Genomic DNA, 14,633 nt, shown 5'->3' with positions numbered 1-14,633 from the left:
CGATGTGCGGCATCGCGGGCCAGCTGGGAAGGGACCCGGGCGACTTCGCCGCCAGGGTCGGCCCACGTCTCGCCCACCGGGGCCCGGATGATGCCGGCGTCTGGCAGGACGCCGGGGCCTGCCTGGTGCATCGGCGCCTGGCGATCCTGGATCTCTCTCCCCTGGGCCACCAGCCGATGGCCTCCGCCTGCGGCCGCTGGCAGCTGGTGTTCAACGGCGAGATCTACAACCATGCCGAGCTGCGTCGCCGGCTTGAGGCGGAGGGGCAGCGTTTCCGGGGCAGCGGCGACACGGAGGTGCTGCTGGCCTGGCTGGTGAGCCGGGGCCAGGACGGGCTGGGGGCGCTGCGGGGCATGTTCGCCTTCTGCCTCTACGACACCCGGGAGCGCAGCGCCCTGCTCGCCCGTGATCCCCACGGCATCAAGCCCCTCTACCTGCGCAGCGGTCCGGGGGGCTGCCTCGCCTTCGCCTCGGAGCTGCGGGCCCTGCTGGCCGCCGACGGCCAGCCGCCGAGCCTGAACCGCCAGGCCCTGGGGCGCTACCTGGCCACCGGATCGGTGAGCGAGCCCGACACCCTGGTGGCGGGGGTGCAGCGCCTTCCCTGCGGCCACGCCGCCACCTGGCGCCAGGGTCGGCTGACGGTGCAGCCCTGGGGGGCCCTGCCCGAGAGCCTGGTGGGCGCCACCGGCGAAACCAGCATGACGGCGGCCGAGGCGGTGGCCCTCACCCGCTCGGCCCTCGAGGATTCGGTGGCGGCCCACATGGTCAGCGATGTGCCGGTAGGGCTGTTCCTCAGCGCCGGACTCGATTCGGCCTCCTTGCTGGCGCTCGCCCCCCGGGGCCTGCACACCTTCACGATCGGCTTCGCGACCCCGGGCGCCGGCGGCTTCGATGAATCCGGGCCGGCCGCCCGCATCGCCGCCCACTTCGGGGCCCATCACACGCCCCTGAACCTCACGGCCGACCAGGCCCGTCAGTGGCTGCCGGCCTTCCTGGCCAGCCAGGACCAGCCCTCCATCGACGGGTACAACACCTGGTGCGTGGCCAGGCTGGCGACGGAGCACGGGCTGAAGGTGGCCCTCTCCGGGCTCGGCGGGGATGAGCTGTTCGGTGGCTACCCCAGCTTCCGGATGGTGCCGAAACTGCGGCGCTGGCGGAGCCTGATCGGCCCCGCCGGGCCGCCGGCGGCGTGGCTGCTGAGGCGGCTGCCCCAGGGGCGTGGCGCCAGGCTGCAGCGGATCAGCGGACTCCTGGAAGCGCCCGCCTCCCTGGCGGAGGCCTACGGCTGCTTCCGGGGCCTGTTCTCCCCCGCCGAAACCCAGCGTCTGCTGGCGCACTGGGGTCTGAACGCCGGACCCGCGGTGCCGGCGGTGGCCCGCGGCGGGATCGGGGGAGGCGGCGGCGGCGGCCAAGTGCCGGGGGGCCGCGAAGGGGTCGCCTGGCTGGAGGGCAGCCGCTACCTGCGCAACCAGTTGCTGCCGGACAGCGACGTGATGGCGATGGCCGCCGGGCTGGAGCTGCGCCTGCCCCTGGTGGACGCCCAGCTGCAGCGCCGACTGGCGCCGATCCCCGCCGCCCTGCGGCTGGCGGAGGGCAAGCAGCTGCTGGCCCGCAGCGTGCCGGAACTGCCCGACTGGTTCCTGAACCGCCCCAAGCAGGGGTTCCGGTTCCCGTTCCAGCTGTGGCTGGACGACCCGGCCTCGCCCCTGGCCCTGCGACTGCCCTCGACACCCCGGGGGATCGATCTGACGCCCTGGTACCGGCGCTGGAGCCTGATGGTGCTCCAGCACTGGCTGGAGGCGCACCTCGGCCTCAGCCTCTCGCCGGCGCCCCGCCCATGAGCCGGTTCCCGGCGTGGCCGTCGGCGATGGCCGGGATGGCTCCGGAAAGGTCGCCTAGAATCCCGCCGCCGGCGGACTCCTTCTCCGCGGTGTCATCCGCTGCCCATCTCCATCCCTTGATCCGGTCCATCCCTTGATCCGGCCGTCCGACCGGGGATGTCGAGGCCGACCGGGTGGTGGGGACCATCGGGAGGGCTCCAGCGCCTCTGGCCCGGACAGGATTCCGCCCACCCCCCATCGCGGGGCCGCACCCGTCCAGCCCGTCCTCCACCCGCCATCCGGTTCCGCAGCTCCATGACGCTCATCCTGGGCATCAATGCCTTCCACGCCGATGCGGCCGCCGCCCTGGTGCGGGATGGGGTGATCGTCGCCGCCGCCGAGGAGGAGCGCTTCCGCCGCATCAAGCACTGGGCAGGGTTCCCAGCGGAGGCCATCGCCTGGTGCCTGGCCGATGCCGGCGTCGGGCCCGCCGACCTCGACCACGTCGCCATCAATTCCCAGCCGGGGGCCCACCGCTGGCGCAAGGTGGCCTACACCCTGGGCCACCGTCCCGATCCCCGCTTCCTGGTCGCCCGCTGGCGCAACAAGCGGGAACGGGCCGATCTGGGCCAGCAGCTGGCCCAGGCCTTCCCCGGGGCGGCGATCAGGGCCCAGCTGCACTTCGTGGAGCACCACCGGGCCCACCTGGCCTCGGCCTTCTTCGCCTCCCCCTTCGAGGAGGCGGCGGTGATCTCGGTGGACGGCTTCGGTGACTTCGCCAGCGGTGCCTGGGGGTATGGCCAGGGGAACCAGCTCAGCCTCGATGGCCAGATCTGGTTCCCCCATTCCCTGGGCGCCTTCTACACGGCCATCACCCAGTACCTGGGCTTCCCCAACTACGGCGACGAATACAAGGTGATGGGACTGGCGCCCTACGGCCAGCCCACCCGGATGGAGGCGATGCGCCGCATCGTGCGGCTGCAGGACGACGGCACCTACCGCCTGGATCTGCGCTACTTCCTCCACGCCACCCAGAAGCTGCCCCACCAATGGAGCAACGGCGCTCCTGTGGTGGGCAGCCACTGGAGCCCGGAGCTGGAAGCCCTGCTCGGCCCCGCCCGCCGCGCGGATCAACCGCTGGAGCAGCACCACATGGACATCGCCCGCTCGGCCCAGGCGATGTATGAGGAGGCCTTCTTCCACCTGCTGCGGGCCCTGCACCGAAGCCACCCCAGCGACCAGCTCTGCATCGCTGGGGGCTGCGGCGCCAACTCCGTGGCCAACGGCAAGGTGACCCTGGCCACCCCCTTCCGGCGCGTCTATGTCCAGGCGGCCGCCGGCGACGCCGGGGGTGCCCTCGGCGCCGCCCTCGAGGTCTGGCACGGTCTGGGCCAGCCCCGTTCCACGCCGATGCGCCATGCCTACCTGGGCACTCAGCCGGCCCCCGCTGAAGTGGAGGAGCTCCTGGCCAGCGCGGACACCCGCACGGCCCTGGAGCAGGCGGGATGCAGCCTGGAGCGGCCGGAGGAGGGGGTCCTGTGCGAGCAGGTGGCCGCGGCGATCGCCGAGGGGCTGGTGATCGGCTGGTTCGACGGCCGCATGGAGTGGGGACCCAGGGCGCTGGGCCACCGCTCCATCCTCGGGGACCCGCGCCGCGCCGACATGAAGGACATCCTCAACCTGAAGATCAAGCGCCGGGAATCGTTCCGCCCCTTCGCCCCTTCGGTGCTCGCCGAGTCGGTGGGCGAGTGGTTCAGCCTCGACGGGGAGGTCCCGTTCATGATGCAGGTGTACCCGATCCGGGAGGAGCAGCGCCCCCGCATCCCGGCCGTCACCCACGTGGACGGCAGCGGCCGGCTCCAGACCGTCAATGCCGCCGACAACGGCCGCTACTACCGCCTGATCCGGGCCTTCGCCGACCTCACCGGCGTGCCCATGGTGCTCAACACCTCGTTCAACGAGAACGAACCGATCGTCTGTACCCCCGCCCAGGCCCTCGACTGCTTCCTGCGCACCCGCATGGACCTGCTCGTGCTCGGCGACGTGCTGATCCGCCGGCAGGGGTGAGCGCCACGCCGCCATCCGGCCCCGCCACCGGCGCTAGGCCGCCCGACGGTGCCGCCGCCGCCGGGCTCACGCTGATCGTTCCCACCCTCGATTCCCACCAGCTGCTGCCGCGGCTGGTGAACTCCCTGCAGCGCCAGAGCTGGCCCCACTGGAAGGTGCTGTTCATCGACGGGCCCAGCGGAGCGGAGCACCGGACCTGGCTGGAGGCTCTCTGCCACCGGGACCATCGCTTCCGCTGGCAACCCCAGGATCCGGCGCTCCCCGGCATCTTCGGGGCCATGAACCAGGGCTTCCGCGCTGCGCCCCCGGAGGACTGGCTGCTGTTCTGGGGCAGTGACGACTGGGCGCCCTCCCGCACCGTGCTCGAGGAAGCCATGGAGGCGACGCGGTGGGGCCCCCGCGGGGGCCAGCCGCCGGATCTGGTGGTCTGCAGCGGCCGCTACGCGGGCAAGGGGCCGGACGGGGCCACGCGGCTGGGACGGCGCACCGCCTTCTCCAGCTGCAGGGCCTTCCGGCTCAGCCTGTTCCTCGGGTCCACCCCTCCCCACCAGGCCACCCTGATCGGCCCCGGGGCCCGGCGGCGCCTCGACCATTACGCCGAACCCTTCCGGCTCTCCGCCGACCTCGACTACTTCCTGCGCCTCAGCACCAGCCGGGATCTGTCGGCCAGGGGACTGGATCTGGAACTGGTCCACATGGGGGAAGCGGGGGCCAGCGGTCAGCAGACCGGCCGGCGGCTTCAGGAGGTCACCCTGGCCTATCGCCGGTCCTTCGGGTGGCTCTGGGGGCTCCCCTTCGGCCTGCGCTACGTCCGGCGCCTCTGGAGTCGCCGGCCCGGGGCCGGGCAGGGGCCGAGACCCCCCAGACGGGACCGATAAGCTTGGCCAGGCCTGCGCAGCGATTCCCTTGCCCGAGGAGGAGAGGCCACCTGGGGACGACCGGGAACCGCGGCGGCAACGGGTCCGCAGGAAAAAGCCGCGGCAGAGGGAGGGCTCCCTGCTGCAGCGGCTCTGGTGGAACCGGAAGACCCGGCTGGGGATCCTGGCCCTGGGTGTCGCCGGCGGCCTCGCCTGGTTCTTCGCTCCCGCCTGGCAGGGGACACGGGGCGCCTCCCCCCGGCCGTCGCGGCAGGCCGTCACGAACGTCCCGAAGGCCCCCGCCACGGGCCCGGACGTCATCTCCGCCTTCATCGAGGATCCCTGGCGCAGCCAGTCCGCCATGCTCCTCTGGCGGGACCGGCCGGGGGCCTATCTGGTGCTGCAGGGCAACGCCGAGTACCAGGCCATCACCACCAACCACCTGAAGGATCGCCAGCTCTGGCCAAAGGACACCTCCAGGATCGTGCGACTGCTGCCGGCCTGCGACACGGTGGGCCTCGTCACCCATCTGGCCAGGCTGCTGGAGAAGTGGCCGAAACCCGGCCAGGTCACGATCGTGACCGCCCCGACCCATATGGAACGCACCCTGGCGATCGCCCGGATCGTCTATGCCGGCACAGGTTGGCGGGTGGTCGGCTCCGAAGCCGAGACCGGTGATCTGCGGCCCGAATCCGAGTTTCGCCTCCGGCGCGACCAGCTGCGCGCCTCCCTGTGGCGCCTCACCGGATGGGACGGCCGCCTTGACGGCAACGACTGCGTCTGATCCCCTTGGTCCCCCCCATGCCTGCGCCGATCACGCTCTTCGGGGCCACCAGCCCGAGCGGCCAGGCCCTGATCGCTCTGGCGGCAGGGCGGGAGCTGGTGGTGGCGGGGCGCCGGCCGCCGCTGCCCCCGGCCAGCGGCGATAGCGGCGGTGGCGAGGCACCGCCGTTCCTGCGCTGCGACCTGGAGGACACCGGTGCCGGGGCCGAGGTGCCGGCGGGGCTGCTGGTCAGCTTTGCCCCGATCTGGTCGTTCGCCCCCTGGCTGGAGCGGTTCGCCGGCCGCGACCCTGCCGGCTTCGGCCGGCTGCAGGGGGTGATCGCCTGCTCCTCCTCCTCGGTGATCACCAAGCGCTTCGCCGCCAACCGCTTCGACCGCGATCTGGTGCGGCGGCTACGGCAGGCGGAGGAGTCGCTGAGCCGGACGTGCGCGGCCCACGCCCGCCCCCTGCGGATCCTGGCCCCCACCCTCATCTACGGCCAGGCCGGCCCCCTGGGTGATCGCAACCTCAGCCGGCTGCGCCAGCTGCTGCGCCGCCTGCCCCTGCTGCCCCTGCCCGGCGAAGGAGGGCTGCGCCAGCCCATCCACTGCCGCCAGCTGGCCGCCGTGGCCCTGCACCTGGCCGACCGCCTGGCCGAGGACGGCTTCGACCCGTCCCAACCGGTGCACCTCCCCCTCGGCGGCGACGACACCCTGAGCTACGCGGCCATGCTCCGGCGCCTGCAGGACGCGACCGACCGGGGGGATCGGGCCCGCCGCTGCCGCCTGGTGGCGTTGCCGCCGCGGCTGTTCCTGGCCCTCGCCTCGCCGCTGCTGCTGCTCTCCCCGAAGCGCTTCGAGGCGGTGCTGCGCATGGGCGCCGACCTGGCCGGCTTCACGCCGGCCCACCACCTTCTGGGGGGATCCCCCGAACCCTTTCCCTTGCTGCCGCTGGTGCCATGACCCCCCTGCACGGCCCGGCGTTCCTGCTGCTGGGCGCCGGCCTCGGCGCGCTGCTGCTGCACCGGCTCCTGCCCCTGCTGCGGCGCCGGCTGGTGGATCAGCCCAACGCCCGCAGCTCCCATCAGCGGCCCACCCCCAGGGGCGGCGGGCTGGCCTTCGTGCTCGTGGGCAGCGCCCTGGCTCCGTTCGCCGGGGAGGGCTGGCCGGCCTGGATTCCCCTGATCTGTCTGCCGCTGGCCCTGGTGGGCCTGCTGGACGATCGCCTCGATCTGCCGGCCGCCTGGCGCTACGGCGTGCAGATCGCCACGGCCGTGGCGCTGGTGGCGATCTCCCCCCTGGCCCTGAGCTGGTGGCTGGTGCCGGTGGCGGTGTTCGCGGCCACGGCGGTGATCAACTTCGTCAACTTCAGCGACGGGCTCGACGGCCTCGTCGCCGGCTGCGCCGCGGTGCTGCTGACCGTGGCCGTGCTGGCGCTGCCCCCCGATGGCGGCCACGGCCTGGTGCCGCTGATCGGTGCCCTGCTGAGCTTCCTGGCCTGGAACTGGAGCCCGGCAAAAGTGTTCATGGGGGATGTGGGCAGCACCTTCCTGGGGGCGGTCATCGCCGGGATGGTGCTGCAGCAGGCCACGCCGGCCCTGGCCCTGGGCCTGCTGCTGGCGGGGTTCCCGCTGCTGGGGGACGCCTGCCTCTGCGTCCTGCGCCGGCTGGCCGCGGGGCAACCCATCTTCCAGGCCCACCGTCTGCACCTTTATCAGCGCCTGCATCAGGCCGGCTGGCCCCATGCCCGGGTGGCCCTGCTTTACATCGGCGCCACCGCCCTGCTGGGGGCGGCCCTGCTGCTCCAGGGCCTGCCCCTGGAGCTCGGCCTGCTGCTGCTGGAGCTGGCTCTGGGCCTGTGGCTCGATCGGCACCAGGCCGTCCCCTTCTCCCCCTGAATGGGCAGTAACGTCAAAGGGTGCAGGTATTGCCAAGGCCATGATCCATTCCGGCATCACACTATTGGTGTGTGAGAATGACGATCTCCATGTGATTGCCTAGCCTTGATCCGTCCAGTCGGCGCCAATCACTCCTCTCATGCATCTGCTCGCCTCCTGTTCGCTTGAGCGAAAGCGTTGTGCGGGCAAGTCATCGATGTAAGCCAACACTGGCGGGCAGCCATTCAGACGTCGATTCCTTCTCTTCGCCGCAGCTTTGTTTCACCGCTGCATTCCCACTGCATCCCCACTGCATTCCCTGATTCGTCGATCACCGCCGAACTGAACGATTGATTCCCCAGCTCTCATTTCTTCGTTACGTGCAGAAGCAGCTGCTGGCCCGCCGGCTGCTGCTTGTGGTCTTCGATGGTCTGATGATCGTCGCCTCCTATCTCGGCGCCTTCATCCTGCGTCTGCCGGACGCCACCACCCTGAAGGGCTTCATGCCCTCCACGATCCTGCTGCTGCCCCTGGCCGTCATCACCGGCCTGCCTGTTCTGGTGGTCTCGGGCTGGTATCGGGGGCTCACCCGCTACGCCGGCAGCCACTCCCTCTACGGGCTGGTGCCCCGCTCCGGCGCCATGGTGCTGATCCTGCTGTTGAGCAGCACCCTGATCGGCGGTGCCCAGCCACCAAGATCCTTCTGGATTCTCTACTGGCTGCTGTTCACCGGCGGGGCCATCGCCAGCCGCATCGTGCTGCGCGACGTCCTGGTCCATCACCTTGATCAACGGGAGAACCACTCCCCCGGCGGCTCCCAGGGTGATGGCACCCTCATCTACGGCGCCGGTGCCTCCGGCATGGGTCTGCTGCTGGCCCTGCGCAACGACCCCCGCTTCCGCATCGTCGGCTTCCTCGATGACGACGAGGGCCTGCAGGGCCGGACCCTCCAGAACATGGCCATCCACTCGCCCCTGCGGCTGCCCCGCCTGATCGAGCGTCACGACGTCCGCAAGGTCCTGCTGGCGATGCCGACCATGTCGCGGCGGCGCAAACGGCTGCTGGTGGATCAGCTCACCCACCGGGGCCTGGAAGTCCTTTCGGTCCCCTCCCTGGCCCAGATGGCCACCGGCCAGAGGATCGTCTCCGACCTGCAGCCGGTGGCGATCGAGGATCTTCTTGGCCGCGAACCCTCCAACCCCGACCCGGCGCTGCTCAAGGCCGGCGTCGCGGGGAAGGTGGTTCTGGTGACGGGCGCCGGTGGCTCGATCGGCAGCGAGCTGTGCCGCCAGGTCGTGGGCCTGGGCGCCGCCAGGCTGCTGCTGGTCGAGCGCAACGAATTCGCCCTCTACGCCATCGAGCGGGAGCTGGGCTCCCAGCCCTGCGGCGTCGAGCTCCATGCCGTCCTCGGCGATGCCTGTGACGCGGCCCGCCTCACCCTGATCTGCCGTCAGCACCGGGTCGACACGATCTTCCATGCCGCCGCCTACAAGCACGTTCCCCTCGTTGAGGCCAACCTCTGCGCCGGCATCGCCAACAACATCGGCGCCACCGAGGCCGTGATCGCCGCCACCCGGGCCTCGGGCGTGAGCCGGCTCACCCTGATCTCCACCGACAAGGCCGTTCGCCCCACCAATGTCATGGGAGCGAGCAAGCGCATCTGCGAACTGCTGATCCAGGCCGCTGCGGCCGAGATCGCGGACGGTGGCCCGATCCTCTCGATGGTCCGGTTCGGCAACGTGCTGGGCTCCTCCGGCTCGGTGATCCCCCTGTTCCATCAGCAGATCTCCAGAGGTGGGCCGGTCACCGTCACCCATCCGGCCATCACCCGCTACTTCATGACCATCCCGGAGGCGGTCCAGCTGGTCCTGCAGCCCACCGGCATGGCCATGGGCGGCGATCTCTTCCTGCTCGACATGGGCGAGCCGGTCCGGATCGCCGACCTGGCCCGCCAGATGATCGAGCTCTCCGGGCTGCGGGTGCGCGACGAGCACAACAGCGACGGGGACATCGCCATCCAGTACACCGGTCTGCGGCCGGGGGAAAAGCTCTACGAAGAGCTCCTGATCAGCGCCGCCGACCAGCCCACCCAGCACCCGCTGATCCGCAGGGCCACCGAACCCCATCGGGACAGCGAACAGCTGGGGCCCCTGATCCAGCAGCTGCATGAGGCACTCGCCCAGTGGGACGAAGCCGCCTCGAGCCAGCTGCTGCGGCGCCTGGTCCCGGAATACGATCCTGATGAGGGTCTCCCGGCCTCCCCTCTGCTCGACGCCCTGGCCCGATGAGCAACACCATCGAGCGACTCTCCAGCGGCCTCCTTCAGAGAATTCCTCCGGGCTGGCGGGCTGCGATCCCGGCCGTTCCCCCGCCCACGCCCCGCAACCTCTGGCTGGCCCTGGCCGCCGCCGTGGCGGTCCAGAACATCGCCGTCTTCCAGAGCAGCCAAAGCGAGCACATCACCGTGTTCGCGGTGCTGGTGTGGGGGGGGGCGGTGATCTGCATGGAGGACCAGTTCGAGGACCTCCGGCCCAGCCCAGGCGCCTGGGGACTGGTCATCGGCAGCCTGCTGCTGGTCTGGGTCCTGGCCCGCTCGGCGCTGATCCTGCACTGGGACGGTCTGCTGTTCGCCCTGGCGCCGGTCGGCGGCCTCAGCCTGGCTCTGATGGCGGAGAAACCGGCCAGCCTGGGCCGTTTCCGCGATCCGCTGCTCTGCCTGATGCTGCTTCCAAGCTTCGCCCTGCTGATGCGAACCCTGCCGGAAGCCCCCATCAGCCTGCTCACCGCGAGCCTCTCCGGTCTCTGGCTGAGCGTGCTCGGACTCGACGTCACGGTGAACGACCGCAGCGTGCTGCTGCCAGGCGGCGGCGTACGGGTGCTGGGCCCCTGCAACGGGGTCGACCTGATGGCCCAGATCGTCTGCGTGGCCGTGATCTTCCTGCTGGCCTTTCCGATCCGCTCCTGGACCAGCCGCACCGTGGTGCTGCTGGTGGCACCGGTGATCGGCCTGGTCTGCAACACCTTCCGCATCGCCCTGCTGGCGGTGTTCGCGGGCAACGGCCATTCCAAGGGCAGCTGGCTGTTCGACTTCTTCCACGAGAGCACCGGCTCCCTGGTCTTTTCCGGGGTGGCGGTGCTGATCTTCGGCATGGTCTACATGCGGCTGCTCGAGCGCGAACTGCCCCCCCTGCCCGCCCCGCCGCAATCGGGGGAAGGGGCGTGATCACCCCTCCCCTGCTGGTGCGGTGGTACGGCGCGCTGGCCATCGCTGCGTCCCTTCTGGCGACCCAGGCGATCCTGCTGCCGCGCTGGCCAGCGGCTCCGCGCCCTCTCCCGGCCGAGGATCTTGAGACCGCGCTGCGGGGGGCCCGGCTGCTGCCGGAGACGGCTCCCGCCCTCGCCCCCGCCTGGCCGGCGAAGCGCAGCTACGAAGTGGCGACATCGGCTCCGGTGGTCCTGCCCCTGCGGGACGGGTTCGAGCTGACCCTGATGGGCGGCGCGGTGCGCCAGCGTTTCAACTTCCAGACCAGTGTCATCGGCCGGGGGCAGGCCAGCCTGAATCTCAGCCAGCGCCGGCTGATCGGCACCCCAGTCCCGACGGCAAGGGGACTGACCCAGGACCGCCCCACCCTCCAGACCTGCCTGGTGCCAGGCCCTGGCCCGGAGAAGCCCTTCGGGGTCACCCGGGAACAGCTCACCACCATCACCGATCGTCTGGCGGTCGGCAGGGACTCCGCCATCGAGAAGGTGATCGGACTCCAGCCCCATCGCGTCTATGCCTGCACCCTGATCAGCCTGCGTGGGCCCAAGGGCAAGCCCCCCTCCGAGCGCCTCTGGCAGCAGGTGCTGGCCCTGGTGGAGCCGGTGCTGCGAACCCGGACGTGAGCGCAACCGACAAGCGCCACCCGTGGTGGGCACGCCGATGATGGGCCCCCTGCGGCGGTTTCTCCAGAGCCTGAGGCAGGACCGGCCCCTGCCGCCGATGTCCGACCGCTCCCTGCCCTGCAGCTGGGTGCTCAACGGTCAGCTGGCGATCGGTCCCATGCCGCGCACGGCCAGGCATTGGCAACAGCTGGAAGAGGCCGGGATCCGCAGCCGCTTCAGCTGCTGCTACCCGGAGGAGGAAAGCGCCCTGATCGTTCCCCCCGGCTGGAGCAGCGACCGGGTCTCCCTGCCCGACCACAGGCAACAGGAGCCCCTGCGTCAGGAGCGATTGGCCCTGGCCCTGGCGAGGGCGGAAGCGCTGGTGAACCAGGCTGCGCCCATCTATCTGCACTGCATGGCAGGGTACGAACGCTCCCCCCTTCTGGCGGTTGGCCTCACGGCCCGACTGCGCGGCATCGATCCGCTGGCGGCCCTGGCTTGGGTGCGTCGCTGCCACCCGATGGCCATGCCCATCTATGACCACCTGGTGATGCTCGAGATCCTGCTGTCCACCCGCCCAGCCCAGGGCGACGGGTGGGCGACGGGGCCGGTGGAGCCCCTCCTTGGCGGGGGGAACGGCCCCTGAAAAGGGCCCTCAGCCCCTGTTGCCGAAGCGCTTGCGCAGCCAGCCCATCGGGCCGCCACCACCTTCACTGGAGGCACGGTGGCGGCGGGAGGGAACCCTCTCGGCGGGAGGCAGGGAGCTGGAGGAGCCGGCGGTGGGTCCGAGGCCGCCATTGGTGGCGACGGGCGCAGACGGCTGATCCTCGTCGTCGCGGTAGTAGGTCTTGACGTCGGATTCGCCCTCGTTGTAGCGGGCGGAGATGTAGGAATTGGTCGCGGCACCCTTCATGTAGCTGTCGCGATAGCGCTGCACATAACTGCCGAATCCACCCGTGGAAGGTTCGCTGGCACTCTTGGCGTAACCCGACGCCGACGCGTAGGCGTAGTGGTAGTAGTAGCCGTATTCGTAGCCGTAATCGTTGAGGCGGCTGGGGAAGTTGACCTGGTTGCAGATGATCCCGAGCACATCCACCCCGGAGGCCCGGATGCGACGGCTGGCCTGGGGAGCCAGCTCACGACTCACCTTGCCGAGGCCGACCAGGAAGAGGATGCCGTCAAGCTTCTCTCCCAGCAGGATCGGATCGGCCAGCATCAGGCAGGGAGGGGCATCCACGATGATGATGTCGTAGCCGGGGAGGGCACGGATCTCGTCCATGATCTCCTTGCAGCGGCTGGAATTCAGCAGCTTAGCCGGATCGGGCGGCTTCGGGCCGGCCGGAAGCACATCCATGTTCTCGACAATGGAGTGGATGAAATCCGTCGGTTTGCGGGTCGAATCCGAGAGCAGCGTGGAGAGGCCATCGCCCTGCTCCACCCCCAGGTAGCGGGCCTGCATCGGCAGCCGCATGTCGGAGTCGATGACGAGCACCTTGAGGCCGAGGTCGGCCAGGGTGCGGGAGAACACGGCAACCGCCGTCGACTTGCCCTCCCCCTGGGTGGAGGAGGTGATCCCCACCATGCGGATGTTGCTGTCGGCGCGGAGCAGTCGGAAGGTGGTGAACAGGCTGCGCAGGGACTCCTTGATGGCGAAGCGCTCGCTCGAGGACATCTTGGAGATGCTGGTGGCGATGTCGACACCGGGCTCCAGGGGCAGGTAGGGGATCAGACCCAGAACTGGCAGTTGCAGATCCTTCTCCACCTCCATGGGGGTGTGGAAGACGTTGTCGGTCCGCTCGCGGAGGATGGCGGCACCGAGACCGGCCAGGAGACCGATCATGATCGCCCTCAGCAGGTTGCGCTGGATGTTGGGCTCCACCGGACTGCCGCCGAAATCGGGTGGTCCGATCACCTCCCAGGGGGAGATGGAACGGGCCATCTCGAGCCGGTAACGCTCCCTGGCCTGGATATAGGAGGAGTACTGCTCCCTGGCGATCGAGAGCCGCTGGTTGATGTTCTCGAACTCCGACATCTTCTGGGGATTGTTCCGGAAGTTCTCGCTCAGCAGAAGGATCTGGCGGTTGATCTCATCCTGCTGGGCCACGTTGGAAAGCAGCCGGGCCTTGACGGCGTCGGCGGCCTGCCGCTGCACAACGGGGAGCAGTTGGTTGCGGCGGGCGATCAGGGACTGAACGATCGGGGAGTTCTCCTTGAAGGTGCCCTTGGCGGTGGCCAGTTCCTGCTCGAACTGGTTGAGGAGGTCAAGGGGTGTCTTGGTGCCGCTGGCCGCCTCGGCTCCGGAAGAGCCTCCCCTGCCCGGCACCAGAATGCTGTTCCGGCCCAGTTGCTCAAGGGCCGTGGGGGCGCCGCTGGGGGTGAACTGCAGCTTGCCGGTCTGGATCGATTTCAGCTGGCTGTCGAGCTGCACCTGCTCGTTCTGAAGGGTGCGCAGCTGGTTGACGAGACCTTCCCGGGCCCCGAGGATCTGACTGGCCGCCGTGGCCGGGTCAACGAAATTGTTCCGTTCCCGGAACCTGAGCATCTCCTGGGAGAGCTTGGTGACCCGTTCCTCAATGGCGGGGGCCTGCTCGTCGAGGAAGCGGACACCGGAGTTGACCGCCGCCTGGCGCTGGGTCAGGGAGAAGGCGGTGTAATCCTTGGCGAGCTGGCGCAGGATGGCCTTGCCCTTGGCTGGATCGGGCCAGCGCAGGGACACGTTGAGGACGTTGTCGACCCTGGCCGACTCCTGATTGATGGAGAGGTTGCTCTCCAGGGCCCGGAGCGGCACGCCCTGGCGCTGGGCGACCGGCCCGAGCAGCAGGGGGCTGCGCATCAGAACGATGAGACTGGGCACATCGGTCTTGATCTCGCTGCGGGCGATCGTCTCAACGGAACCGCCGCCGCCACCGCCGCCCGGGTTGTCGAAGGGGTTGCTGATCTGCATCTGGAACCCCCCCTGGTAGACGGGGGAGAAGATGCGCTGACGCAGCGTGTTGATCGCCAGAACGCCGGTCACCACCGCGAAGGTGATCAGGAAGATGGACTGGCGGCGCTTGACCGTCCGTACGAGGCCCCCCAGGCCGCCGCCGCCGGACTGGCCCTCGCCGATGGGGCTGAGAGGGCTCTGCTGCGACGGATCGAAAGCGCCTGGACCCGGACCACCCGCGGCGGGAAGGGACAGCGGGCGCGCGCTTCCACCCGGAAAGGTCTCAGGAGGAACACCCGTCGTTGTCACGTTATGAACCGCAGGGAAAGTTGAGCCGATGATAATGGCAACCAGCAAAGAATGCCCCCTTGACTCGGGCGTCTATGGTGGTAATCCGATTAATGTCCTTCGGTGGCTTCTCCTCCCAGAACATCTGTACGCCAGGGATCTGCAGGCCAGT

General features: G+C 70.0%; 11 protein-coding genes. 10 read left to right on the top strand and 1 reads right to left on the bottom strand.

The window, feature by feature from the left end; all coding sequences use genetic code 11:
* Positions 1-2 precede the first annotated feature (2 nt).
* From asnB to KUG38_RS02605, 10 genes are all read left to right on the top strand, one after another.
* Positions 3-1,841: an asparagine synthase (glutamine-hydrolyzing) gene (asnB, locus tag KUG38_RS02650; protein WP_216918926.1), complete on the top strand. Its 1,839-nt coding sequence runs from the start codon at positions 3-5 to the stop codon at positions 1,839-1,841.
* A gap of 294 nt (positions 1,842-2,135) precedes the next feature.
* Complete coding sequence (locus KUG38_RS02645) at positions 2,136-3,887, top strand: carbamoyltransferase family protein (protein ID WP_216918925.1); 1,752 nt, start codon at positions 2,136-2,138, stop codon at positions 3,885-3,887.
* Positions 3,884-4,765 (top strand): glycosyltransferase, encoded by an 882-nt coding sequence (locus tag KUG38_RS02640; protein WP_216918924.1) that lies wholly within the window; start codon positions 3,884-3,886, stop codon positions 4,763-4,765. Before KUG38_RS02645 ends, KUG38_RS02640 begins: the two co-directional genes overlap by 4 nt.
* A gap of 28 nt (positions 4,766-4,793) precedes the next feature.
* Complete coding sequence (locus tag KUG38_RS02635; protein WP_216918923.1) at positions 4,794-5,528, top strand: YdcF family protein; 735 nt, start codon at positions 4,794-4,796, stop codon at positions 5,526-5,528.
* 17 nt (positions 5,529-5,545) lie between these two features.
* A complete protein-coding gene (locus KUG38_RS02630) occupies positions 5,546-6,469 on the top strand; it encodes an SDR family oxidoreductase (protein WP_216918922.1) in 924 nt (307 codons plus the stop codon).
* Complete coding sequence (locus tag KUG38_RS02625; RefSeq protein ID WP_216918921.1) at positions 6,466-7,404, top strand: MraY family glycosyltransferase; 939 nt, start codon at positions 6,466-6,468, stop codon at positions 7,402-7,404. The genes KUG38_RS02630 and KUG38_RS02625 overlap by 4 nt, the downstream gene beginning before the upstream one ends.
* A 359-nt stretch (positions 7,405-7,763) precedes the next feature.
* Positions 7,764-9,671 carry a polysaccharide biosynthesis protein gene (locus tag KUG38_RS02620; protein WP_353617699.1) on the top strand — a complete coding sequence of 636 codons (1,908 nt, stop codon included), beginning with the start codon at positions 7,764-7,766 and terminating at the stop codon, positions 9,669-9,671.
* The gene (locus tag KUG38_RS02615; protein WP_216918919.1) at positions 9,668-10,606 is read left to right on the top strand and encodes an exosortase/archaeosortase family protein; all 939 of its coding nucleotides are present in this window, start codon (positions 9,668-9,670) and stop codon (positions 10,604-10,606) included. Before KUG38_RS02620 ends, KUG38_RS02615 begins: the two co-directional genes overlap by 4 nt.
* On the top strand, positions 10,603-11,268 hold the full coding sequence (locus KUG38_RS02610; protein WP_216918918.1) for a hypothetical protein: 666 nt from the start codon (positions 10,603-10,605) through the stop codon (positions 11,266-11,268). The genes KUG38_RS02615 and KUG38_RS02610 overlap by 4 nt, the downstream gene beginning before the upstream one ends.
* Before the next feature lie 40 nt (positions 11,269-11,308).
* Positions 11,309-11,893: a protein-tyrosine phosphatase family protein gene (locus tag KUG38_RS02605; protein WP_216918917.1), complete on the top strand. Its 585-nt coding sequence runs from the start codon at positions 11,309-11,311 to the stop codon at positions 11,891-11,893.
* A 9-nt stretch (positions 11,894-11,902) separates the two neighbouring features.
* On the opposite strand, the gene KUG38_RS17095 is transcribed toward KUG38_RS02605, so the two are convergent.
* Positions 11,903-14,263: a GumC family protein gene (locus KUG38_RS17095; protein WP_216918916.1), complete on the bottom strand. Its 2,361-nt coding sequence runs from the start codon at positions 14,261-14,263 to the stop codon at positions 11,903-11,905.
* Between the last annotated feature and the right edge of the window lie 370 nt (positions 14,264-14,633).

It is taken from the genome of Synechococcus sp. CCAP 1479/9 (assembly GCF_019038535.1).
Classification (GTDB): Bacteria; Cyanobacteriota; Cyanobacteriia; order PCC-6307; family Cyanobiaceae; genus Cyanobium.
The sequence above is the reverse complement of the archived record's forward strand: the minus strand, read 5'-3'. Positions and strand labels throughout refer to the sequence as shown.